Origin of the sequence: Archaeoglobus fulgidus DSM 4304, assembly GCF_000008665.1 — an archaeon.
Taxonomy (GTDB): domain Archaea; phylum Halobacteriota; class Archaeoglobi; order Archaeoglobales; family Archaeoglobaceae; genus Archaeoglobus; species Archaeoglobus fulgidus.
This window is the reverse complement of sequence record NC_000917.1, coordinates 1,792,155-1,814,778: the sequence shown is the minus strand read 5'-3', so window position 1 is coordinate 1,814,778 and position 22,624 is coordinate 1,792,155. Positions and strand designations below refer to the sequence as shown.

The following is a 22,624-nucleotide window of genomic DNA, read 5'->3' as shown; positions in this document are numbered from 1 at the left end:
CTTATCCCTCCGAGCCTGAGAGCAGGTAGGCGAGGGGAGAGATTTCGTCGAGCTTCACCCTCACGTCCAGAACAGCTGGCAGAGCAGAGTCAAAGGCTCTTTTCACAGCCTCCTTAACTTCCCCAGATTTCTCAACCAGCTCTCCATACGCTTCCAAACTCTCTGCAAACCTGTCGTATCTGGCAGCGGGGTTGAGCATAACCCCATAACTCGCCCTCTCTGCTGACTTCGTTGAAAGCAGCCTTGTGTGGTTCACCAAGCCCCAAGCGGAGTCGTTGACCACAACTACTACTACCTGCAGACCGTGTCTTACAGCAGTATCTATTTCGGCTCCATTGAACAAAAAGCTCCCGTCTCCTGTGACAACGAAAACTCTTTTTTCTGGATATGCCGCCTTTGCAGCAATTCCCATGGGAATCCCAGCGCCAAGATGCCCGAAGGGTCCCTGAGAGCTTATAACCTTACCCTTTTTGAGGTATAGAAGGCCCCAGGCTGTTGTCTCCCCGCCATCGAGGATGACGATGTCGTCCCTACTCAAAACCTCGTTGAGCTCTCTCATCAATCGCTGCGGCTTCATTGGCTTATCCTCTCCCTTCGCAGCCTCCTCGAACATTCTGTTCACTCCCTCCATTATCGGCCTTGCCCAGTTCTCGAATTTTTTCTCCCCCTCAAGCATTGCAAGAGCTTTTGAGAAGAAGTATCCCGCATCGCAGCTAATGGCGATGTCAACATACCTGTTCTTCGCCAGCTCGCAAGCGTCGATGTCAACATGAACCACCTTACCCTTGAACTTCTGTCCAAAACCGAGGAACTCGTCGAACCTCGTTCCCACAACCAATACAAAGTCACTCTGCATCACAGCAGGAGATGCGGAAGCCTGACCCGCAAAGAGGGGATGGTCGGGAGAGATGCAGCAGCCTCCGAGCCCGCTAACGCTGACGGGAATGGAAAGCTTCTCGGCAAAGGCAATCATAAAATTCTCCGCCCTGCTCCAGTAGACCCCGCTTCCAGCCACTATGAGTGGTTTTTCGGCATTCAACAGCATCTCCAGTGCTCTGTAAATGTATTCCTCCTCACATCCAACTCTTCCTGTGTACCTGTAGTTTCTCGGCTCTGCAAGCTCAACTTTGCCATCAATATCAGCATTCAACACATCTTTCGGAATTTCGAGTAGCACTGGTCCATATCTCCCAGACAGGGCTCTCCTGAAAGCCTCCTGAACGTATTCGTGGAGTCTGTGAGTGAAGGGAACGAGCCTCGACCACTTCGTGTACTCCTTAACCCAGAGATAGCCGTCAATCTCCTCAAAAGCTTCCCTGTCAAGGTTCACATACCTGCTGTGTCCCGCAATTGCGACTACGGGGCTTGAGGCGTAGTAAGCCTGAGCAAGGGCGGGCATGAGATTCGCCAATCCCGGCCCCGTGGGGACAATGCAAAATCCCGGCCTTCTCGTTACTCTCGCATAGCCGTCGGCAGCGTTTCCTGCGGCCTGCTCGTGCCTTGTGAATATAACCCTCACACCCTCAGCCTCAAGGTACTCACAGACTGGCAGAATCTCTCCGCTTGGCAGTGAAAAGGCGCAGTCAATTTTTTCCCTCAACAAAGCTTTCGCAACAGCTTCAGCACCGTCCATAACATCACCCTAAAACTCCTCCAGCTCTCTTCCCTTCGTTTCGGGAAGAAGCCACGGAAATATGCACATCAGCAAGAACGCAATCCCTCCGAGAAGCATTCCGTAAAGCAGGCTTGAGAAGGTTGCAACGTAGCCCACAATTAGCCCGCCCACCGAAAGACCTCTGGCTATGCTGAAAATAACAGAGGTGGCAGTTGCCCTCACCTTTGTTGGGAACATCTCGCTGCTCCACACTCCGAAGAGTGCATGGGAGCCGAAGCCGATGGGTATGACGAAGAGGGAAAGAAGAGCAAGACCAGGATTGTAGTTCACCAGAGTGAAGTAAGCAAGCATTAAGCAGCCAAGCAGCCCTATTGAAGCGGAGATGGCAAAGCTCGACCTCCTTCCAATGTAATCGCTGATGAGGCCGAAGAATGGGAGAACGATGAGGGCAACGAGAGAAATGCGTAGAACAATCATGCTTGCCTCCTCAGGGCGGTAGTTGAACTGCCTTATGATGAATGTTGGCGACCAGTCAACTATTGCATGGTAGGCGAATTCTGCGAGCCAGAAAAGGAATGTGGCGAGCACCAGTAGCCTTAGATACCTGCTCTCTCTCACAATTTCGGCCAGCCTCAGGCTTTTATCCATCTCGGCGCTGTGCTTTTCCCATATCCTCGATTCTGGCAGGTATTTGGCAAAGAGTATCAGGAAAGGAATGGGATAGAGGGTGACGAAAAAGCAGGCTCTCCAGCCGTAAATGGGGTAAATCAGGGACACTGAGAGGGCTGAAAGGATGAATCCGAAAACGAAGGTGGCGTGAATCAAACCGCCAAACAGCCCCCTTCTCTTTGGAGAGTAGAACTCGCTCATGTAGGTGAACGCAAGCCCCCAAGTCACGCCCATTCCCGAAATGAGCCTAAGAATTGCGAGAGTCCAGAAGTTGGGGGCAAAGGCTGAGAGAACGCTGAAAACCGCAACCCAGAGTATGGATAATATCAGGGCATTTTTCCTCCCAAATCTGTCCCCCATCTCCCCAAAAAGCATTGCTCCGAAGATGCAGAAAATGTACTGGGCGGAGAATATAAATCCGATTTCAAGCGTACCCACGTTGAACTCCCTCATTATTGGCTCTGCAAGGAAGTTAAGCAGTGTGAGCCCAACAGCATCGTGTGACCATCCTATGGCGGCTGCAAGAAGGACTATTAGTTTCTCAAACTTGGAGAATTCACCCATGGAAATTTAAAGAATTAAAAAGCTAAAAATTTTATGCAAATAAATATGCATAAAATGCACACTTTAGAGCTCTTCTCTGAGGTCAAGAACCCTCTTGGCCTTACCCTTTGACCTCTCGATTGTCCCCTTCTCCACCAGCTCAACGTTCGTTCTCAGCCCAAGTTCCTTCTGAAGCTCCCTCTGCACTTTCTGCTGCAATCTCTGCAGGTCGAAAAGTTCTCCTGTGAATAGCTCATCCCTGACCTCCACCCTAACTGTAATCTCATCGAGTGTGCCGTTTCTGGTTATGACAACTTGGAAGTGATCGCCAACTTCCGGAATCTGCATTAGCACATGCTCAATCTGACTCGGAAAGACGTTTATTCCTCTTACTATTATCATGTCATCGCTCCTACCAAGAATGCGGTGTATCTTGGGATGCGTTCTGCCGCAGGAGCACTCATCGTCCATTATGTAGGTGATGTCACCAGTTCTGTATCGTAGCACGGGCAAAGCCTCCTTTGTAAGCGGTGTAAGGACGAGCTCTCCCTTCTCTCCCTCCGAAAGCGGCTCTCCGGTTTGCGGGTCGATGATTTCGATGAAGTAGTGGTCTGCCCAAATGTGAAGCCCGTGCTGCTCTTCGCACTCAAACGCGACTCCAGGCCCGTTCATCTCACTCAAACCGTAGCTATCGAAGGCCTTGATGTTGAACGCATCTTCCAGCCTTTTTCTTGTGTTCTCACTCCACGGCTCCGCTCCAAAGCATCCGATTCTCAGGCTGAGCTTGTCATCCACTCCGAGTTCTTCGGCAACCTCCTTGACGTGGAGCGCGTAGCTTGGGGTTGAATGTATCGCTGTGGTGCCGAAGTCGGCCATGCATCTCACCTGCCTCTCCGTGTTCCCCACACCAGCTGGAATCACCATTGCGCCTATTCTTTCCGCCCCGTCGTGGATTCCCAGGCCACCTGTGAAGAAGGCGTAGTTCGCCATGTTCTGGAAAATATCGTGCTTCCTCACTCCAACCATGTAAAGGCATCTCGCAACAAGATTGATCCAGTTCTCAAGGTCGTTGGCGGTGTATCCAACAACCTTTGGCTTTCCAGTTGTGCCGCTCGATGTGTGGAGTCTGACGATTTCCTCCTTTGGGACAGCAAAAAGCCCGAAGGGATAGTTCTCTGCAAAGTCTTTTTTTGTGGTGAACGGAATTTTTGCAATATCTTCTCGCTTCTTTATGTCGTCAGGATGAACTCCTGCTTCCTTCAGCTTTCGCCTGTAATGAGCCACGTTCTCATAGGCGTGTCTGACAACCCACCTCAACCTCTTGAGCTGAAGCTCCTCAAGCTCCTTCTTAGGCATCACTTCCTCCTTCTGCCAGTATAGCTCGCTGTAGGCCATTCTTATCACCATGATAAAGTGTATCTTTCTGTCATGAGGGAGGCAGGATTTAAATACTTCACCATCCTGAAAAACGAATGCGTTTGCAGCAAAAGGCTTTAAAAGCCACTGCCTTTAATCATTACAGAGGGGCCGTAGGGTAGCCTGGTGATCCTCTCGGCTTTGGGAGCCGGTGACCCGAGTTCAAATCTCGGCGGCCCCATCATTGAACTGGCGGGAAAACCGTTTTTTAATACTGCCAGATACTGTCTGAGCTGCAGTTCCAGAAAAGCTGACAGGTTGATTCTTTAATCAAACATTCTTTTCAGTCCATCAACAACATCGAAATCTGCATCGTTGCTAATAATCACACCATCGCAGTATTTCAGGGCAAGGACAGCATGAATTGCATCTCTCGGCAATAGATTATACTTCTCAGCAAGCTTCTGGGCTTCTTCACAAACAGCAAAATCAACATCCAGAAACTCAATGAATGGCATTTTAAGCAGAATTTCTCCAGCTTTAATGCCTTCTTCTATTCCAGCAACTTTTCTTACGACATACACAACTTCATCCCACGTAAGCGTTGATGTAAATGCGTTGAATTCGCCATCTGAAGCTCTTAAGAGGTACTCCTTCGATTTTTCGGCAGTCTTTCCCGAGTAAAGCGTTGCATAAATGAAAACATTAGAGTCCAGATACGCGCTTTTCAATCTGTCCATAGTACAACCTCTTCAGTTCAGCAGGTTCTGGTGCTTCAAGCTTCTTCTCAATGATTGAAGTAAGCTCCTCCACATAATCTCTTCCGCTTTTTTCCGGTCTCAAGATGATTTCATCTCCTCTAATCTCAAAGACGACTTTCTCACCCTCCTTCAAACCGAACTTTTCCCTGATCTCTTTTGGAATTGTAACCTGTCCCTTCTTGCCAACAGTTCTCGTTCTTACCATTAGGTATGAATTTCGATGTGAAGGTTATAAAACTTATTATTAAGCTTACGACAAGACTGCCTGCTCCTTTATCCTTCTTTACTTCAAGTGTAAAAATTGAGTGCCCCAGTGCCTGAGCTACATAACCTTCATCCGTCTCCTCGATGTTCAAATCTATCGGGCCCCTCCCTTAATCCTAAGACCCTTTTTCAACAAAGAGCTCAACGAAGTAGGTGGTTTTTACGTTCGGACTGATGGCAATTCTGTATATTCCGTCGTAAGGTATGGGAACATCCACTTCTCCGGGTTCAATTTTTCTCTGTGAGAGAGGTATGTCTTCTATTCTCGATTTTTGATATGGTGTGAACACCCCACTTCGTAAATGGCTGGCGTCTTTTCTCCTCTCAACTCTCTTGATAAGCTCGATGTTGAAAAGAGTTTTTGATTCTGGAGATTCAGCTCTCACTATCCCCCTTATTCTCCACCCTTTTTTGAGATTTAACAGTTCTGATTGGAATTTCGATTGGAACCAGCCACTAACTATACTTTCTCTTTCAGCATCCTTTTTGGCCTTTCTCAGGGAACCCTTGTGCTTTATAAGCTCGATAGCTTCCTTTTTAAGGGCTTCAACATCTGGAGATACGTGAATTCCCATATCTATGGTTTCAGCTCCAACAGTTGCCTTGGCCAGAAAAGTGTCGGGCCATGATTGCACGATTCGGATGTTTTTCACGTCTTCTGGAAGTGGTATTAAATTGTTGCCTTCATCTCCGTGAACTACTGGGAAGGTCCTTGTCCTCAACCCACTTTCAATTTTTGTGACCAGAATTATCCATGCAATCACAGGGTAGAGGTATATCGTTAAGCCAGTTTGTTCCTCGGTATCTGGTGACATAAATTAGCTACATGCTAACAAAAATAAAAATTTTACTATTTAGGCCTCAAGCCCTAACCTCAATTTTACTAATCCTCTCCCACCACCTTCTATTATTCACACACCCGGGATCGGGCTTAGTGTAGTCTCCAAAGTAGTTGTAGGCCCTAGCTCTGCAGCCTCCACACACGTACCTGTATCCACAGCTTCCACAGCCCTCAAGAATATCCTTATCCCTCAAATCCTCGAAAACGTGGTTGTGAAGCCAAAGCTCCTCCAGATCATCCTCCCTCACATTACCAACCTTAAGCGGGAAGAAGACGCAGGGCTGAATGTCGCCGTTCGCCTTTATGGCGAAGTAGAACCTCCCAGCCCCACAACCACCAATGAACTCCGCCAGCTCCTTCAGCCTCTCACCAGCGTTTACATTGTAGAAGTGCGTCGGCACAATCTCTCCCTGACACTGCAGTGCAACGCGGGCAAACTGGGGGGCGGTTGAGAGCAGGGAAATGTTCGAGCTGTAGTTTTTCTCGTAGAGCCATTTCAGCAGCTCCTCCCTCTGCTCGGGAGTTATGTCCGCCTCCACTATCTCTCTACCTCTTCCTGTTGGGATGAAGTTGTAGTGCATGAACCAGTTCACTCCCAGCTTTTCGCAGAGCTCGACCACTTTGGGCACCTCGTGGTAGTTGTATCTGGTCACCGTCATGGAAACGTTAACGAACAATCCCGTCTTGACAGCATTCCTGATCCCCTCAACTGTTTTGTCGAAGCAACCCCTTATCCCCCTGAAAGCCTCATGAGTCTCTTTCATCCCATCAAGGCTGATCTGCACGTAGCCAACTCCATTCTCCTTCATCCTTTTAGCTATTTCTTCTGTTATTAGGGTTCCGTTGGTTGCTATGGCAACGTAAATCCCCTTCTCGGCAGCGTATCTCGTCAGCTCGAAGATGTCCCTTCTTACGAGCGGTTCTCCTCCGGAAAAGGCGATGATTGTGACGCCAAGCCTGTCCAGCTTGTCGATTGTTTCGAGAGCTTCATCGGTTGTTAGCTCATCCTGTAGTGGTTTGCCTGCTGTTGCGTAGCAGTGCTTGCAGCGGAGGTTGCAGGAATATGTGATGTCCCACACAACCTGAAAGGGCGCGCCGGGAACGAAGGGCTTTCTGACTCCGAAGTGGGCTATTCCTTTGATAACGCTCGCCAACCCCTTTCTCCAGTAAGCATCTCTGAACTTCTCCCTTATTTCATTCATGTCAACATTGAATGCCCTTCCGCCAGCCTCAATAACCTTCTTGACAACTTTGGCAGCAGCCCTGCACTTCCAACAGGCATCACTGCGGTAGCCGAGAGCGTAATCTATGGCAATCTTTATTCTTTTGTCTCCACAGGTTTTGCATGAACCTGAAAGATTTCTGAGTGCTTTTTTGGTTAAAGGGTTGTTGACAATGCCAGCAAAAATTTCCACGTTCATGTCCACATGTATGACATGCGATATTTATTCATTACGCCTGAATTGTTCCTATGTATGAACTATTTAGTTCCAAAAGGTTAAATATCTGGATGCACAAGGAATGATAGATGAGCAACCCTCTTGGCGAGCTGGTCAAAGCGCTGGAAAAGTTGAGCTTCAAACCTTCCGATGTGAGGATTTACTCCCTCCTTCTGGAGAGAGGGGGGATGAGAGTGAGCGAAATCGCCAGAGAGCTTGACCTCTCTGCAAGATTCGTGAGGGACAGGCTGAAGGTGTTGCTCAAAAGAGGCTTCGTGAGGAGGGAGATTGTGGAGAAAGGATGGGTGGGTTACATTTACTCTGCGGAAAAACCCGAGAAGGTTTTGAAGGAATTCAAATCCTCGATTTTGGGTGAGATTGAGAGAATAGAGAAAATGTTCACCGATTGAATCTTGCTGTAACTGCAAACCCCTCCCCAATCCTTTCAATTTTCTCAATTCTGCATTTTTTCAAAAAGGATTCCCCATCGCAAACTGTTGGAGAGTCTCTACCTCCTATGAAAATTGGCCCGTAGTAAATTCTTATCTCATCGACGAGGTTTTGTGAGATTAGTGATGAAATCAGCGTCCCCCCACCCTCAACCATCAGCCTTCTTACACCCTTCCTGTGGAGAAATTCCAGAAGGGCTGATAGCTCGACTCTCTCTTCTCCAAAAACGGCCACCTCTGCAACCTTTTTAACTTCCCTAACTTTTTCTTCTGGAGCAATCCTTGAAACGGCAACGAGCGTTCTTGCCTCGTCATTAAGAATTCTGGCGGTCAGAGGCACTCTGCACCTGCTGTCCACAACAACTCTCAGAGGATTCGGCTCCTTTCCATCCTTCTGCCTTTTCTCTCTCAATTCAGCACTTTTAACGGTGAGCCTTGGGTCATCAGCAAGGACCGTTCCTATACCAACCATTATAGCATCGCTCTCGGCCCTCAACCTGTCCACGATCCTTAAATCCTCTTCGCAGGATATTCTGAGCTGCTTCCTGCTCTCATCACTTATCTTCCCATCAAGGCTTGCAGCGACGTTGACAAAAACATAGGGGCGCATACTTCAACCTTTAAAGTAAGGCTCTCTTTTCCTTACAGTCTCTATTATCGCCCTCGCAAGCTCCTCCCCGTGCTTCCCGTCAATGGTGATGGTTTCATTCCTCAGAAGGCAGGGCTTAAGCTTGCCGTCAGAGGTAACCCTCATCCTGTTGCAGTGCATGCAGAAGGCGGTGTTGTCCATCGGCTTCACGAACTCAATTACCCCTTTGGGCGTGAAGTACTGCGTTCTGCGGTGCATTGCCCTTACCCTCCTTTGTGTGGCCATTCTGGCGTACTTTTCCTCGATGGTTGAGATGTCGAAGAAGTACTTCTCAAAGCCCGGAAAGGGAACAAGTTCAATGACCTGCAGAATGGCTTTGGTATTACCTCTGTTGAAGGAGTTCGTAAACTCCAGCAGCTCATCAACCTCGTTATCGTTCACTCCTCCCAACACGAGCATGTTAATCTTTACAGGTGTAAGTCCAACCTCGCATGCCTTCTCAATTCCGTTAACCACCTTCTGAACCTCCCCACCTCCCGTTATCCACCTGTACTTCTCAGCATCGAGCGTGTCGAGGCTCACGTTAACTCTACTGAGCCCACACTCCCTGAGCTCCTCAGCGTACTTTTCGAGGAGAATTCCGTTTGTCGTCATCGAAATCTCTTCGAATTCGGGGAGGTTCAGGATTATGTCGGGCAAATCCTTTCTGAGCAGAGGCTCACCGCCCGTAATCTTCAGCTTTCTCACTCCAAGCTCTTTAAAGGCTCTGGCAATCTCAACAATGCGCTCGGCGCTGATTTCCTCTCCGGGATTACTCTCCCCCTCTTTGTGGCAGTAAAAGCATCTCAGGTTACATTTTTTCGTTACGGCAATCCTCAGGTTCGTTACAACCCTTCCGTACTCATCTTTGAGCATATCTCTTCAGCCCTCTTTAAATCATCAGGAGTGTTGATGTTGAAAAATGAGATTAGCTCCTTATCAAACTTTCTCAGCTTTTCCACAGGATAGTAAACAACATTGAGCCTCTCAAGCGGAACGAGGATTTTTCTGATTCCCTGAAGAATTGCCCTCTCCAGCTCATCTGCAGCGCTTTCAGCGTAGTATGCAAGCAGAGGCTCGGGATAGTCGTGTTTTGGAATGAGAGCGTCACAGCCCGCCTTTTCACCCTCCTTGTAAAGATGCTCCAGCACCTCAGGCTTGACAAAGGGCATGTCTATTGCAGCAACAACGCAGCTTCCGAAGTGCCTTAAAGCGGCATGGATTCCAGCGATGGAGCCCACGCCTTTGTGCAAATCCCAGATGAACTCAGCCTCATACCGCGATGAAAGCTTCTCCGCCTGCTTCTCATCCCTGCAGACAAAGACTGTCTGAAAGGGGGAGTACTTTTCCAGAACCCACTCAATGAGCTTTTTGCCGCACAGCATTACCTCAGTTTTCTCCATCCCGATTCTCCTTCCAACTCCACCAACGAGGACAGCAACCTTCACCGAGCTTACTTTAGTTAGTTATTTATTACACTTTTCCGAGGTTTTGCCATGGACATCATCGAGGAGCTGAGAGCTTACAGGGAGAAGGACATTCCCTACTCAAGGGTGCTCAGCTCAATGTGCACCGTCCCCCATCCAGTTGCGGTTGAGGCCCACAGAATGTTCATCGAGACGAACCTTGGCGACCCCGGAATCTTCAGGGGGACGGTGGAGCTTGAGGCAAAGCTGATGAGGCTAATTGGCGACATTCTGCACTGCGAAACTCCCGCGGGCTACATCTGCTCTGGAGGCACGGAGGCGAACATTCAGGGAATAAGGGCGGCAAGAAATGTTCAGAAGAAGGAAAATCCCAACATTGTAATTCCCAAAACTGCTCACTTCTCCTTTGAGAAAATTGGCGACATTCTGGGAGTTAAAATTAAAAGAGCGGGAGTGGATGAGGAGTATAAGGTTGACGTGGGGCAGGTTGAGGATTTGATGGACGAAAACACTGTTGCAATTGTTGGCATTGCAGGAACGACCGAGCTTGGACAGATTGACCCCATTGTGGAGCTCTCGAAGCTTGCAGAAGAGAGGCAGGTTGAGCTTCACGTCGATGCGGCCTTTGGAGGGCTCGTTATCCCTTTCATGGACAATCCTTATCCCTTCGATTTCCAGAATAGGGGCGTTTCGTCGATAACCATAGACCCCCACAAGATGGGGATGGCAACCATCCCTGCTGGGGGAATCATTTTCAGGAATGAGAGCTACCTGAGGGCTCTGGAGGTGGAAACTCCCTACCTGACGTCAAAAACTCAATTCACTTTAACAGGGACAAGGCCGGGGACTGGTGTGGCCTCAGCCTATGCTGTTTTGAAGTCTCTGGGCTTTGAGGGAATGAGGGAGGTTGTTAAAAACTGCCTGAAGAACACTCGAATCCTCGTCGAGGAGATGAGGGATCTGGGCTTTGAGCCCGTTATCGAGCCTGTCATGAACGTTGTTTCCTTCAGAACGGATGAGGCTGAAAGGATTAAGGAGGAGCTTTACAGGATGAGGTGGGTCATCTCGACAATCAGGGAGCCAAAGGCCATAAGATTTGTTGTTATGCCCCACGTGACGGAAGAGGTTATTAAGAACTTCATAAGCGATTTCAGGAAGGTTTTAAGGAGGTGATAGGATGGAGGTAAGGCTTGTTGTTGATGGTGAAGACATAGAGATGAACGAGTTCGTGACCAAAGTGTTTGGGAGGGTTATTGAGGCTCTCGTCTCAACGCTAAAGGGCGTTGATGAGGACTGGGACATAGTGCAGATTGAGGTTGTGCGGTGAGAGGTTGCTGAGGAAGTGTGCAGAACTCTCAAAATACATTCCGGGAAAGAGCATTGAGGAGGTTAAGAGGAAGTACGGCCTTGAAAGAGTGGTTAAGCTTGCCTCGAACGAGAATCCCTATGGGCCGAGCCCAAAAGCCATAGAAGCGTTCAGGAGCTACTCCGACCTGCACATCTATCCGAATCCAGAGTACAGGGAGCTGAGGGAGAAGATATCCGATTACACTGGATGGGATGCTGATAGAGTTGTGGTGGGGGCAGGAATTGACGGAATCCTTGAAACGCTCTTCAGAATTCTCATAGACGAGGGGGATGAGGTCGTCATACCGATTCCGACCTTCCCTTACTACCACATTCTAACAAAGCTTAGCTGCGGGAAGGAAGTTCTGGTGAGGAGAGGCGAGAACTACCGCATTGATGAGTCCATTTTTGATGCCATAACTCAGAAAACCAAAATTATCCTCATCTGCAATCCCAACAATCCAACGGGGAATGCGGAGGATGCTAAGCTAATAGAGGAGCTTGTTAACTCAACCAATGCCCTTATCTTCCTCGATGAGGCCTACGTTGAGTTTTCCGATGTATCCTTTAGCGTCGATGCGGAGAATGTTGTAATTGCCCGAACTTTCTCAAAGGCCTTCGGGCTGGCGAACCTGAGAATTGGATATGCCTTGCTACCTGAATGGCTCGTTAGCCCCTTCAGGGCGGCAATGACTCCCTTCCCCCTCTCAACTCCCGCTGCAAAGGCTGCTGAGGCGGCTCTCGATGATGTGGAGTGGATGCGAAGCTGTGTGGGGAGAATAAAGGCGGAGAGGGAGAGGCTGTACAAAGAGTTGAAGAAGCTCGTAGAGGTAAATCTCTCACAGGCGAACTTCCTCTTCTTTGAGAGCCCCGTTGAGAATCTGGCAGAGGAGCTGCTGAAGAGAGGGGTTATAGTGAGGGACTGCAGCAGCTTTGTTGGTTGCGGTAACCACATCAGAGTGACTGTTGGAAGGCCAGAGGAAAACGACATGTTCCTTGAGGCTTTGAAAGAGGTGCTTGGATGCTGATTGCCCTTACTGGCACTCCCGGCACGGGAAAAAGCAGCGTTGCTGAGCGGTTGAGGGAGAGGGGGTATAAAGTTGCGACTGTTGTGGAGCTGGCGGAGAAGCATGGTTGCATAATCGATGAGGAGGATGGGGAGATTGTTATTGATGTTGAAAGCCTTGCAGCAAGAATTGATTTTGAGGGAATTGTGGAGGGTCACCTCTCCCATCTTCTGAAGCCTGATGTGGCCATTGTGCTGAGGTGCAATCCTGCTGTGCTTAGGGAGAGGTTAAAGGGTAGGAACTGGAGCGAGGAGAAGCTGCTGGAAAATCTTGAGGCAGAGATGCTTGACGTAATCCTTGTTGAGGCTCTTGAGCATGCCAGTGAGGTTTACGAGATTGATACAACCGAAATGAGCCTTGAGGAGGTTATTGAGGCTGTTGAGGCCATAATAAGGGGAGACAGGGAGGCGAGGAAAAGGTATAAGCCGGGAGGTATAGACTGGCTTTCTGAGCTTGAGGACAGAATTGAGGAGTTTATGAGGAAGGTGTGAGAAATGGAGGGCTTCAGGAAGATTGAGTGGGCAGAGCGCTACATGAAGGTTCTTGGAAAGATAAGGGAGCAGTTCAGGAAGGAGAGACCGCTGGAGGGCTTTACCGTCGGCATGGCTTTGCATGTTGAGGCGAAAACCGCAGTTCTGGTTAGAACTCTCGTTGATGCTGGGGCTGAGGTGGCGATTACGGGCTGCAATCCCATGAGCACTCAGGATGATGTGGCAGATGCTTTGAGGGAGAGCGGGATTGCATGCTACGCAAAGAGGGGGATGGATGTTGAGGAGTATTACGAGGCCTTGAGGAATGTTATAAGGGCTGAACCGGATATAGTCATCGACGATGGCGCAGACCTCATTTTCCTCCTTCACGGCGAGATGGAGAGCTATGCTGAAAAGGTGAAGGGGGCGAGCGAGGAGACGACGACGGGAGTTATAAGGCTCAGGGCGATGGAAAGGGAGGGGGTGCTGAAATTCCCCGTTATTGCTGTGAATGACGCCTACACAAAGTACCTCTTCGATAACCGCTATGGCACTGGCCAGTCCGCCATTGATGGAGTTATCAGAGCCACAAACCTGCTGATGGCTGGAAAAATTGTTGTTGTAGCTGGCTACGGGTGGTGTGGTAGAGGAATAGCGATGAGAGCGAGGGGAATGGGGGCAAGCGTTGTTGTTACGGAGGTTGATGAAATCAGGGCTCTTGAGGCGGTGATGGATGGATTCAGAGTTATGAGGATGGAGGATGCAGCAAAAATCGGGGATATCTTCATCACAGCTACGGGCAACAGGGACATCATCAGGGAGGAGCACATAAGGCTGATGAAGGATGGGGCGATTCTGGCGAATGCCGGCCATTTCAACGTTGAGATTGACATCCCGGCCCTTGAGAGGATGGCAAAGGCGAAGAGAGAGGCGAGAAAGTACGTAACAGAGTATGATCTGGGCGATAAAAGGGTTTACCTGCTCGCAGAGGGAAGGCTGGTGAACCTCGTTGCTGCCGATGGTCATCCAGTAGAGGTTATGGACATGAGCTTTGCCAATCAGGCTTTAGCTGCTAAATACATTGCCGAGAACTGGCAGAAGCTGGAGAGGAAGGTTTACAGGCTGCCCGAAGAGCTTGACAGAATGGTTGCGAGAATGAAGCTTGAGTCGATGGGCGTTGAGATTGACCAGCTTACTGAGGAGCAGGTAAGGTATCTGAGCGACTGGAGGTGCGGGACATGATCTGGACATACAGAGCTTTGAACAATCCTGCAGCAAGGAGAAAGTGGACCGCGTTCATCCTCCTTATTGTTCTGGCTGGATTCGGGTACACCGCCTACAAGATTGCTGGAGGGGCGGAGGTTGGGAAGTCGCTGATTGCGGCAGCTATATTTGCCCTCTTTATTTCCCTCTACGCCATCATTACGCTCGGAAAGCCGAGGCACTACTACATCGAGGGTGATTATGTTTACTACAGGCCCTTTAAGACGAACCTGAAGGATATAGAGGGATTTGAGGTGGATGAGGAGAGGAGAGTTATCAGGCTGAAGGGGGCAGGGATTTTTTCAGTCAGAACTCTTTACTTCGACAACGAGGATGATTTGAGGCAGGCTGTTAGAAGGCTGGAAAGGATTGTGAAAAGGTGAGGTTGCTTTTTGGTAGTTGCTAAAAATGTGAGGTAAAAGAGCTAATGTCAACGGGCTGTTAAACCTAAATTGTTTTATTTTGCAGGTGTAGTTAAACTATGGTTTCTCTCACAGCCTGCATGCAGTGCGCGGTGTGCAGCTCATCCTGCAGCATGCGGTATGCGATGAACATCAGGAAGCTCATTGCCCGCTACATTTCCAGTGGAGATGACTTCTGGAGCGAGGAGCTGTGGAACTGCACCACCTGTCACGTTTGCCAGGACAGATGTCCAAGGGGCATTCCCATTACTGACTTAATCGTTGAGGCGAGGAGCAGGGTAATTGAGAGCGGTAAAGTTCCGACAGACGTCAGAGAGATGCTGGAGAGCATTCAGAAGTTCGCCAATCCCTTTGGGGTGGGAAAGGCCAAGAAAAGGGGTTGGCATCAGGGGAAGTTCAGGTTTGCAGATGAAGGAGAGTTCGAGTATCTCCTCTTTGCGGGCTGTGGGGTTGTGGATGACAGGATTGCTGATGTTGCAAGGAAGGCTGGGGAGCTTCTGGAGGCTGCTGGCGTTAACTTTGCCATTCTTAGGGAGGAGGGATGCTGCGGGAATGACGTTAAGGCTGTTGGGGAGGAGGGGCTTTTTGAGCTGCTCAGGGAGGAGAACATGGCCACTTTTGAGGAGTATGGGGTTAAGAAGGTGATTGTCATTTCGCCACACTGCTACAACACCTTCAAAAATGACTACGGGCTTGAGGTTTATCACATCTCCGAAATTCTGCTTAAGGCAATAGAGGAGGCGAGGATAAGGTTCAGAAAGGTCATCGAGGCGAGGGTAGCTTTCCACGACTCTTGCTACCTCGGCAGATACAACGGGCTGTACGAGGAGCCGAGAGAAGTTTTGAGGGCGATTCCCGGCATTGAGCTGGTTGAGATGCTGAGGAACAGGGAGAACTCCCTCTGCTGCGGTGCTGGAGGCGGGAACATTGTGAGGGACGTGGAATTCAGGCCCTCTCTCAAGAGAATTGACGAGGCGGGGATTGTTGCTGCCGAATTTTTGGCGGTGGCGTGCCCCTTCTGCCTGATGATGCTTGAGGATGCTGTGAAGGTTAAGAAGGCTGACGTTAAGGTTCTTGACGTGGTGGAGCTGCTTTACGAGTCGGTTTTTGGTGTGGAGGAGTGATTTTTGGTTTTGTTTGAAGGTATAATTTTTTGATTTAGCAGGTCGAAAAACCTATTAATTTTTAAACATACATGCATGCATGACAAAAACGATTAGCATTTCCGATGATGTGTATGAGATGCTGGTTAAAATTAAAGGAAAAAGGAGCTTCTCTGAAGTCATCAGGGAGTTGGTAAAAAAGGAAGGAAATTTTGACCTTTTAATGGTTGCATTCGGGACGAGGAGCGAGGAGGAGGTTGAAAAGTTAAAAAGGGAGATGAAGGAGGTTGAAGAATGGATGCAATCCTTGTGTAATCATTGATTTGTTTAAAGGAGATAAAGGATTGCTTGAAAAGTTGAACGGAGATACAGTTTATGGCATTTCTGTCATAACTCTTTTCGAACTCCAGTGTGGAAGTTTAAAAGAGAGGGAAGAAATTTTTCTTGAAAAAATACCTAAGCTGAATTTTGAAGAAAGTTCTGCAAAGCTTGCAGGAAAAATTTTCAGAGAACTTAAAAAAGGGGCAGAGTTCCAAAGGTAAAAGACCTGCTGATTGCATCTTCTGCCTTAGCAAACGACAAAATTCTGATAACGAGGGACTTTGACTTCGAGATTTTCCGAAAATTCGGGCTGAAGCTCCAGCTTGTTTAAAAAATAAAAAATTACTTCTTCATTGCTCTATAGAGGAAGTACGCCAATCCACCGTAGAGCACGGCAAAGCCGAATACCGCCATGGCGATTGCATCAGCTGACATTTTTATCCCTCCATGAGAGTATTGCTGCCACAATCATGCCCAGAACTATAATAGAAAGGCCCGTCAGCAGCACTTCCGTCGGATAGCCGCCGTAGTTCTCCGTGAGGTTTCCTCTGATGTCGAGAATCAGCAGCACTGCCAGTATGAGCGGTGTTGCAAACTTTACTGCCAAATCCCACCACATACCGACCTTTATCTCCGAAACAGAGTTGATGTGGTTCTTCAGCACTGTCAAATCAAAGAGCCACGCTGCGGCTATGACCTCCAGCAGCCCCACCAGAACAAGGCCGTAGTAGTTGATGAAGTGGTCAACGACGTCGAGCCAGTAAAGGCCCGCCTTCGTTGTGTAGACGATGCTTCCGAGAAATCCAACTAAAACGACGATGTTCACGGCCTTTCTCCTCTCCATGCCGAACTTGTCCATCAGTGCCGAGCTGACGGCCTCAACGAGTGATATGGAGGACGAAAGCCCTGCAACGACCAGTGCGAGGAAGAATACCGCTGCTGTGAACACCTTCAGTGCTGGCAGCATGTTCAGAGCCTTCGGAAACACCACGAAAGCCAGACCGACCGACTGCGCTACCACGTCGCTTATATCCGATTGAGTGGCGTAGGCCATGTATCCGAGAGTGCCGAAGACAGCAAAGCCGACAAGGAAGCTGAAGGCGCAGTTGGCAAGGCTGACTATGAAGGCGTTGTTTGCTATATCGCTCTTTTCAGGCAGATAGCTGGCGTAGGCTATCATTATGCCCATTCCGAGGCTGAGCGTGAAGAATATCTGCCCGAAGGCGGCAAGCCAGATGTTGTAATCGCCGAGCTTGCTGAAGTCGGGCTTCAGATACCACTCTATCCCCTCCATCGCTCCCGGCAGAGTTACCGCTCTGATGACAAGGATTACGGCGAGAAGCCAGAGAAGCGGCATCAGCAAAAGGTTGGCCTTCTCAATTCCCTTCCTGATGCCCCTGAAGTCGACAAGCCAGTTCAGCGCCCACACAATGATTGTAGCAATCAGAACTTCGGTTGCAAACCCGCCGAAATCCCATGGATTGTCGGAGAGCTGCAGAACCGTGCCGAAGAAGTATCCTCCCGTATCCTCTCCCCACGCCAGCGTCAATGACTTTGTGAAGTAAACTATGGCCCATCCAATGACTACCGTGTAGTACATTGTGATTATCAAGCCTCCTGTGACCGCCCACCAGCCAATCCACTCGAAGCCTCTGCCTCCAAGCTTCCTCATTGATGCAGGAGCGCTCCCCCTGAACCTGTGGCCGATGGCAAACTCCAGAATCATCAGGCTTATTCCCGCCACAAAGAGTGCAACGAAGTAGGGGATGAGAAACGCCCCTCCACCGTTTTTGTAAACAAGATAGCCGAATCTCCAGATGTTTCCGAGTCCTATGGCCGAGCCAATGGCGGCGAGAACGAAACCGGCTCTTGTAGCCCAGTTTTCCCTCTCCATGGCCACTGCTTAGACTATCCTGACATATAAACTTTGTTTTACTAAAAAAATTTTAAGGGCCAACTTTTGTTTGCAAACGCTCAGCCCTCAAAGGCTGCAACCTCGTAGCCCTCAAAGTTGACGAGGTGAACCACAACGTCTCCTCCGAGAACGTCTTCGAGTTCTGTGGCCATTGATTGATAGCTGTTTTCCATTTCTGGCGTAAGCTCGCTGGCATCGTTAATTCCAACAAAGGGAACGACGTGATAAACTCCTTCCGACTGCTCGAAAATTACATCCCAGTCGTAGTTCTCTCCGACAAGGCTCTCAAGGTAGTTTGCAAGGTTAAACGCCTGCTCCCTATCAACACCTTTGAAGTAAACGAAGACCCTTCCAGCCTTCTCGAAGCTGTACTGGTTTTTAACAGCAAAAAGCTCATCGTTCTGGTGGGTGACAAGGACGAGCTTAACAGGAGAGCCGAAGAAAACCTCCTCACTAACCCTTGAGGCAAGAAGAGCAAAGTAGACCTTGAAGCTCTCTTCAACTTCAGATGGGGAGCTGTAGGAACTCGGAATCCTCACCTCGTACTCGTTGCCGCTCATGCTGAGCAGAATGTCAGTATCAGAGGTAAAGCCGAACTCCTCTTGCAGATAACCAGCCAGAACCTCTGCCTTTGCGTCGGGGACGTTGGTGTAGTAGACAGTCGTGTGGCCGACGGTAACGCTGCTCTCCTCATCAGTGCAGCCTATGAGCGAAATGGGCAGTAGTAGCATCAGCAGTATCAGTTTTTTCATTTTATCACCTCCTTTCACTTCTCCACATACCTGTAAATCTCGATGGTAGCCTCATACTCCTCTCCCGGATTTGGCGGGGCGTAGTTCACTCGGACAACGAAGGAGTTGGAGGAGCCGTAGAGCAGATTGGTTGTATCCTCATGTTTTGCAACAACATTTCCGCTCCTGTCTATGATTTCTATGTCCTCAACGATCCCGGTTCCACCAGCAATGATTCTGTAGGTTCCCGGGCCGAGCAATTCTGAGGTGAAGTGTACTCTGTCGTTGAAAACGCCCTCATCGTAGGCTACAAGCTCCTTATCGTAGTTGGCTTCGTAGTAGTAGTTCATAACCGCAACACCAGCAATTCCGAGGAGAATGAGGAGGAAAAATCCCATTATGAGCTTTTTCAGCATCTCATCACCCGAGGTTCTTGTAACCGAGAAGGACTTCGTGGTCGCAATCGCCAGTCTTCTGGTGGCTGTAGATGGTGAAGGCTGTGTAGCTTCCATCAGAGTTCTTGTTGATGTAAACGTGTCCAATCTCTATCTCCATGGTGTCTTCGTGGAGGTAGCCGGATGAGGGGATGTTTGCAGAGGTGACGGCTTCAAGGTTCATCACGCCGATGTCTGCAAAATTCCCGTTAATTGCAGCGTTGTCGATGCACCAAGGTTCGAGCATTATGTCGAAGTTGTTTTCATCGCCATATCCACTTGAGAAGTCAAGAAACATTCTGTTGGGGGTTGAGAGAGTAATCTTGACTACATTGCTTCCCGCTGTGCCTGAGCTGGCAGATGAGTCACCACCGGCAGACCATACTTCATCAAAAACTCCGTCAAAGTCGTAGTCGTGCATGTCAGCATCTCCATCAAAGTCTGCATCCCTGACATCCACAACTCCATCGCCATTCAAGTCCCATGCATCAATCCTGCCGTCACCGTTGGTGTCGTAAACGTCAGGAATTCCGTCGGCATCTAAATCCCATGCGTAGCTCTTCTTATTGTTTAAGGTTGTAATCCAGAGGTCAGTCTTGCCATCGTAGTTCTCGTCAAGGTATCTCGTCTCGAAGTCCCCGTTCTCGTCGAGGTCGAGGAGCACCGCATCATACTTTCCATCGCTGTTTCTGTCGTAGATAACAAAGTGCTGAGTGACCTCTGCGTATCCATCTCCGACGTAAACATCCCCCTGCCCGTCTCCATTCGCATCAATCCACGTATCCTTAACATCTCCGTGCTTCGTTCCTCCTCCCCAGCCCGGATAGTCGTCTATGAAGTCGTCGGGTATGTTACCATCCCAGTCTATGATTATGAATAGCCCGAAGAGAATCAGCAGCAGGAAGAACAGCTTTTTCAGCTTTCCCATTCAAACCACCTCACTCATCCCAATCGCCCTCATCGTCCCAGCTGTCGTCATCCCAGTCGTCTGCATCCTTCAAAATGCTCCTTTGCTTCTTTCCCTTCTTTTTGCTCTTGTCCCCTGACATAGCCCAGATCCCAACGATTGCGAAGCCAGCGGCAAAAACCAGCGAGAGGGATGGCTCGACAGCTTCTCCAACGAAGTAGCCCACAACAGCTCCTATCAACACAACCACGAGCTTGAGCACCTTTTTGAATATCCAGAGCAGCAGGAGAGCGATCAGGATTATGATGAGCCCCGCCAAAGGCCCCTCGACGTGAAAGCCCGTCAGAAATTCCTGCCCTTCAACTGCAAGGAGAAAAGGCTCAAACATTGCCCTTCACCTCCACCCAGGTGTCCTTTTCAAACCACCCTCCTGAAATGCGCTTGTACTTCCTTCCAGTCTCGTAGTCCTCGTAGATTCCCGGAATGCTGGTTTCGTGCAAAACGCCAACATCCGTTTGTATCCATCCGCCGTTTCTGTCCTCTATTTTCTTTCTGAGCTTGATCAGGGCATCAACCGTCGCATCCGCCATGTTTCCGAAGTAGCCAGTCGGGTCGAGCAGCTTTCCAATCTTCGTTGCACCGTCGAGCACGACAATGGAAACCTTTGTTCTGCTGTCGAGATTCATCTTTTCGAGCTGTCTCGCATGATCCATCAGCGCTTTTGCATCCTGAGCGACGAGGTAGATTTTTGCCGGAGTTGTGAAGAACTTCACTTTCTCAGCACCTTTGAGCTTCACAGTATCTCCAACCTGCTCGAAGTTTGATGCGACGAACTGAGCCCAGTCCAGAGCGCCGCCAGAACCATACTGCCCCCCAACAAACCATTTGGGCGGGTTGATTATTCCCGTCAGAATGGCGTTCTTCACCGCTTCTCTCTCAGCTTCAGATTTGGAGTTCTCATAAACGAACTTGTTTAGCTCGTAGTTTCTACGCCAAGGGTCGTTCTTATACTTTTCCGCAATCTCCACAACCTTCTCCGCTTTGTCCGGGTCATCCTGAAAGATTTGGATGATTGTCTTAATCTTCTGGTTGTGGTAAACCTGAGCGTCCATGTATCTGTTCATCTCAGCAACCATTCTATCGGGGTCGTTCTTGTATTTCTCGTAGAGGTTCTTTATGTGGGCAATTTTGGGCTCGAAGAATGACCTGTCGGGCTGGGACTCCATGTATTCTATGTGCCTTTTCATCACACTCTCCGCCCATTCGAGCTTTTTCTGGTAAACACACTCATCGCTGGTTGCTATGTCTGGGTCATTGCAGTCAACAAGGCCATCTCCATCGTTATCTTTGCCATCAATAATTTCCGGGCTGATGAAGTTGAGAGTCAGGCTTTTTGTGGCGAGAAGTGTTATGCCTGAGGAGGTCTCACCGTAGAGCTTGATCCAGATGTCCCCCTTTCCCGTGTTAATATTCTTCGGAGCAATTCTTGCGTAAAGATCGTTGTTGTAGATAGTAAACTTCCTCTCGATGCCGTCGGGTGCAATAACCACAGCATAGAGATTGCTCGCCCCCTCTCCCGACACCTTTGCCTTGATGTTGACAATGTGAATGAACGCTTTGTCGCTCCACACTCCGCCTTTGTTGAAGAAGGATGTGACTGTTGCTCCCTGACTTGGAGAGAGAATCTGGATTGTGTAGGATGCGGCTGGAGTTGCGGTTGTTGTTGGCGTTGCTGTCTCACCCGCACCAAGGGCTGATAAGACAGCACTTTCAATTTTCAGGCTGAGTGTTTTTGTGAATTCTGCTGTTTTCTGGTTCAGGTCTTCGAGGCACTTAACATAGTTGCTGTATTTTTCCGAATCAACCACTTCGACGCAATCATTGGTTTGAGCGTCGCAAACAGTATAAACATAGTCAGACTCACATGTGTAAAAATTATGGATATTGATTATAGTTGCCACTTCAGCTCTTGGTGTGACTGTGAGAAGTTGAGAAAAAGCATGCCTGGGTGATTCCTCCCAGTATTTTTGTCCATCGATGTTCTGCCAATCGACAAATAGGTGATAGCAGTACTGTCTTGTACCCTCGATTGTGCTTATTTGCTTGAAAATGTCATCACTTCCACTCTGGTATTCATCACACCTGGCTTTCTCCCTATTTAGATCAGACCTTAGGATGTTGGAGCCACTGGCAGGAATTTCTTTGTAGTTTTTGTATCCATATATTTTCATAATTTCTGTGTAATCCTGAATTTTTATACTCACATCTGCTGTAATCCCTGCATAAGCTATGGGCCCAGTATATTTGTAATGGCCGTTAATGATCGACCCGATATTCCCGTAGGCCTTTGTGTCCACCTCTACTCCAACTGAACTAACAGCGTCAACAACCTTGTTAAATTCTTCCTCACTCAGAGCGCTTGCCGGATGTAGCAATGCTAAGAAAAGCATCGGAATCCAAATTTTAGCTAAAATCCTCAAATAGCTCACCTCTAAATTTTATTCCGCTGGAAGACGGCAAAATCTTCCAGATTCGTTCCAATTTGCATAATTCAAGCTTCAATCTACCACTCTCATCCAAACAAGAAACCAATCTTGGAGAGAAAGGCTTCTTGTTATAACTATAGTTATGTAAACTTGAACTATAAAATAC

27 protein-coding genes and 1 tRNA gene are annotated in these 22,624 nt (G+C 48.8%); 11 read left to right on the top strand and 17 right to left on the bottom strand.

The genetic code is table 11. The features are described 5' to 3' along the window. Nucleotide 1: 1 nt before the first annotated feature. The 3 genes from AF_RS10135 to AF_RS10125 all read right to left on the bottom strand — a co-directional run bounded on the left by AF_RS10135 (nt 2) and on the right by AF_RS10125 (nt 4,234). Nucleotides 2–1,633: a thiamine pyrophosphate-binding protein gene (locus AF_RS10135; RefSeq protein WP_010879507.1), complete on the bottom strand. Its 1,632-nt coding sequence runs from the start codon at nt 1,631–1,633 to the stop codon at nt 2–4. 9 nt (nt 1,634–1,642) lie between these two features. Continuing rightward, a complete protein-coding gene (locus AF_RS10130; protein WP_010879506.1) occupies nt 1,643–2,848 on the bottom strand; it encodes an MFS transporter in 1,206 nt (401 codons plus the stop codon). A gap of 63 nt (nt 2,849–2,911) precedes the next feature. Continuing rightward, on the bottom strand, nt 2,912–4,234 hold the full coding sequence (locus tag AF_RS10125) for a phenylacetate--CoA ligase family protein (RefSeq protein WP_010879505.1): 1,323 nt from the start codon (nt 4,232–4,234) through the stop codon (nt 2,912–2,914). Between the two features lie 116 nt (nt 4,235–4,350). Here AF_RS10125 and AF_RS10120 point away from each other — a divergent pair. Further along, nucleotides 4,351–4,424, top strand: a tRNA-Pro gene (locus tag AF_RS10120). 85 nt (nt 4,425–4,509) lie between these two features. Here the strand turns inward: AF_RS10120 and AF_RS10115 are convergent. From AF_RS10115 to AF_RS10100, 4 genes are all read right to left on the bottom strand, one after another. Further along, complete coding sequence (locus AF_RS10115) at nt 4,510–4,923, bottom strand: type II toxin-antitoxin system VapC family toxin (protein WP_010879504.1); 414 nt, start codon at nt 4,921–4,923, stop codon at nt 4,510–4,512. After that, complete coding sequence (locus AF_RS10110; protein ID WP_010879503.1) at nt 4,889–5,149, bottom strand: AbrB/MazE/SpoVT family DNA-binding domain-containing protein; 261 nt, start codon at nt 5,147–5,149, stop codon at nt 4,889–4,891. Before AF_RS10110 ends, AF_RS10115 begins: the two co-directional genes overlap by 35 nt. 175 nt (nt 5,150–5,324) lie before the next feature. Beyond that, nucleotides 5,325–6,023 carry a hypothetical protein gene (locus AF_RS10105; RefSeq protein ID WP_010879502.1) on the bottom strand — a complete coding sequence of 233 codons (699 nt, stop codon included), beginning with the start codon at nt 6,021–6,023 and terminating at the stop codon, nt 5,325–5,327. Between the two features lie 46 nt (nt 6,024–6,069). Next, a complete protein-coding gene (locus AF_RS10100) occupies nt 6,070–7,470 on the bottom strand; it encodes a radical SAM/SPASM domain-containing protein (RefSeq protein WP_048064511.1) in 1,401 nt (466 codons plus the stop codon). Between the two features lie 107 nt (nt 7,471–7,577). Between AF_RS10100 and AF_RS10095 the strand changes: the two genes are divergently transcribed. Next, a complete protein-coding gene (locus AF_RS10095; protein ID WP_010879500.1) occupies nt 7,578–7,898 on the top strand; it encodes a transcriptional regulator in 321 nt (106 codons plus the stop codon). Here AF_RS10095 and AF_RS10090 read toward each other — a convergent pair. Genes AF_RS10090 through AF_RS10080 form a run of 3 tightly spaced genes read right to left on the bottom strand, consistent with a single transcriptional unit; the run spans nt 7,888 to nt 10,013 of the window. Then, entirely contained in the window at nt 7,888–8,547 is a 660-nt protein-coding gene (locus tag AF_RS10090; RefSeq protein ID WP_010879499.1) for a 2,5-diamino-6-(ribosylamino)-4(3H)-pyrimidinone 5'-phosphate reductase, read from the bottom strand. The two genes, AF_RS10095 and AF_RS10090, sit on opposite strands and share 11 nt — an antisense overlap. A 3-nt stretch (nt 8,548–8,550) precedes the next feature. Further along, entirely contained in the window at nt 8,551–9,441 is an 891-nt protein-coding gene (moaA, locus tag AF_RS10085; protein WP_010879498.1) for a GTP 3',8-cyclase MoaA, read from the bottom strand. Then, entirely contained in the window at nt 9,411–10,013 is a 603-nt protein-coding gene (locus AF_RS10080; protein WP_010879497.1) for a molybdenum cofactor guanylyltransferase, read from the bottom strand. The genes moaA and AF_RS10080 overlap by 31 nt, the downstream gene beginning before the upstream one ends. A gap of 48 nt (nt 10,014–10,061) precedes the next feature. On the opposite strand from AF_RS10080, the gene mfnA reads away from it, so the two are divergent. From mfnA to AF_RS10040, 9 genes are all read left to right on the top strand, one after another. Further along, on the top strand, nt 10,062–11,165 hold the full coding sequence (gene mfnA, locus AF_RS10075) for a tyrosine decarboxylase MfnA (RefSeq protein ID WP_010879496.1): 1,104 nt from the start codon (nt 10,062–10,064) through the stop codon (nt 11,163–11,165). Nucleotides 11,166–11,169: 4 nt separating this feature from the next. Continuing rightward, nucleotides 11,170–11,319, top strand: a complete 150-nt coding sequence (locus tag AF_RS13220) for a hypothetical protein (RefSeq protein WP_010879495.1) — start codon at nt 11,170–11,172, stop codon at nt 11,317–11,319. Then, nucleotides 11,303–12,367 carry a histidinol-phosphate transaminase gene (hisC, locus tag AF_RS10070; protein ID WP_231487506.1) on the top strand — a complete coding sequence of 355 codons (1,065 nt, stop codon included), beginning with the start codon at nt 11,303–11,305 and terminating at the stop codon, nt 12,365–12,367. Before AF_RS13220 ends, hisC begins: the two co-directional genes overlap by 17 nt. Then, on the top strand, nt 12,361–12,897 hold the full coding sequence (locus AF_RS10065) for an adenylate kinase family protein (protein WP_010879493.1): 537 nt from the start codon (nt 12,361–12,363) through the stop codon (nt 12,895–12,897). The genes hisC and AF_RS10065 overlap by 7 nt, the downstream gene beginning before the upstream one ends. A gap of 3 nt (nt 12,898–12,900) precedes the next feature. Beyond that, a complete protein-coding gene (ahcY, locus tag AF_RS10060; RefSeq protein WP_010879492.1) occupies nt 12,901–14,118 on the top strand; it encodes an adenosylhomocysteinase in 1,218 nt (405 codons plus the stop codon). Further along, the gene (locus AF_RS10055; RefSeq protein WP_048064510.1) at nt 14,115–14,522 is read left to right on the top strand and encodes a hypothetical protein; all 408 of its coding nucleotides are present in this window, start codon (nt 14,115–14,117) and stop codon (nt 14,520–14,522) included. The genes ahcY and AF_RS10055 overlap by 4 nt, the downstream gene beginning before the upstream one ends. Before the next feature lie 98 nt (nt 14,523–14,620). Beyond that, entirely contained in the window at nt 14,621–15,685 is a 1,065-nt protein-coding gene (locus tag AF_RS10050) for a (Fe-S)-binding protein (protein WP_010879490.1), read from the top strand. A 79-nt stretch (nt 15,686–15,764) separates the two neighbouring features. Next, nucleotides 15,765–15,986 (top strand): antitoxin VapB family protein, encoded by a 222-nt coding sequence (locus AF_RS10045; RefSeq protein WP_010879489.1) that lies wholly within the window; start codon nt 15,765–15,767, stop codon nt 15,984–15,986. Beyond that, entirely contained in the window at nt 15,952–16,206 is a 255-nt protein-coding gene (locus AF_RS10040; RefSeq protein ID WP_010879488.1) for a type II toxin-antitoxin system VapC family toxin, read from the top strand. The genes AF_RS10045 and AF_RS10040 overlap by 35 nt, the downstream gene beginning before the upstream one ends. Nucleotides 16,207–16,327: 121 nt before the next feature. Here the strand turns inward: AF_RS10040 and AF_RS12925 are convergent, their stop codons facing one another. From AF_RS12925 to AF_RS10010, 7 genes are all read right to left on the bottom strand, one after another. After that, nucleotides 16,328–16,420 carry a MetS family NSS transporter small subunit gene (locus AF_RS12925; RefSeq protein WP_143274465.1) on the bottom strand — a complete coding sequence of 31 codons (93 nt, stop codon included), beginning with the start codon at nt 16,418–16,420 and terminating at the stop codon, nt 16,328–16,330. Next, the gene (locus AF_RS10035) at nt 16,410–17,879 is read right to left on the bottom strand and encodes a sodium-dependent transporter (protein WP_048064509.1); all 1,470 of its coding nucleotides are present in this window, start codon (nt 17,877–17,879) and stop codon (nt 16,410–16,412) included. Before AF_RS10035 ends, AF_RS12925 begins: the two co-directional genes overlap by 11 nt. 80 nt (nt 17,880–17,959) lie before the next feature. Further along, nucleotides 17,960–18,652, bottom strand: a complete 693-nt coding sequence (locus AF_RS10030) for a hypothetical protein (RefSeq protein ID WP_143274464.1) — start codon at nt 18,650–18,652, stop codon at nt 17,960–17,962. Between the two features lie 14 nt (nt 18,653–18,666). Then, the gene (locus AF_RS10025; protein ID WP_010879485.1) at nt 18,667–19,047 is read right to left on the bottom strand and encodes a hypothetical protein; all 381 of its coding nucleotides are present in this window, start codon (nt 19,045–19,047) and stop codon (nt 18,667–18,669) included. A gap of 4 nt (nt 19,048–19,051) precedes the next feature. Continuing rightward, the gene (locus AF_RS10020) at nt 19,052–19,993 is read right to left on the bottom strand and encodes a hypothetical protein (RefSeq protein ID WP_010879484.1); all 942 of its coding nucleotides are present in this window, start codon (nt 19,991–19,993) and stop codon (nt 19,052–19,054) included. Nucleotides 19,994–20,003: 10 nt separating this feature from the next. Beyond that, nucleotides 20,004–20,360, bottom strand: coding sequence for a hypothetical protein (locus AF_RS10015; RefSeq protein WP_010879483.1), 357 nt, complete (start codon nt 20,358–20,360; stop codon nt 20,004–20,006). Continuing rightward, nucleotides 20,353–22,452: a hypothetical protein gene (locus AF_RS10010; RefSeq protein WP_148183477.1), complete on the bottom strand. Its 2,100-nt coding sequence runs from the start codon at nt 22,450–22,452 to the stop codon at nt 20,353–20,355. Before AF_RS10010 ends, AF_RS10015 begins: the two co-directional genes overlap by 8 nt. Nucleotides 22,453–22,624: the final 172 nt, after the last annotated feature.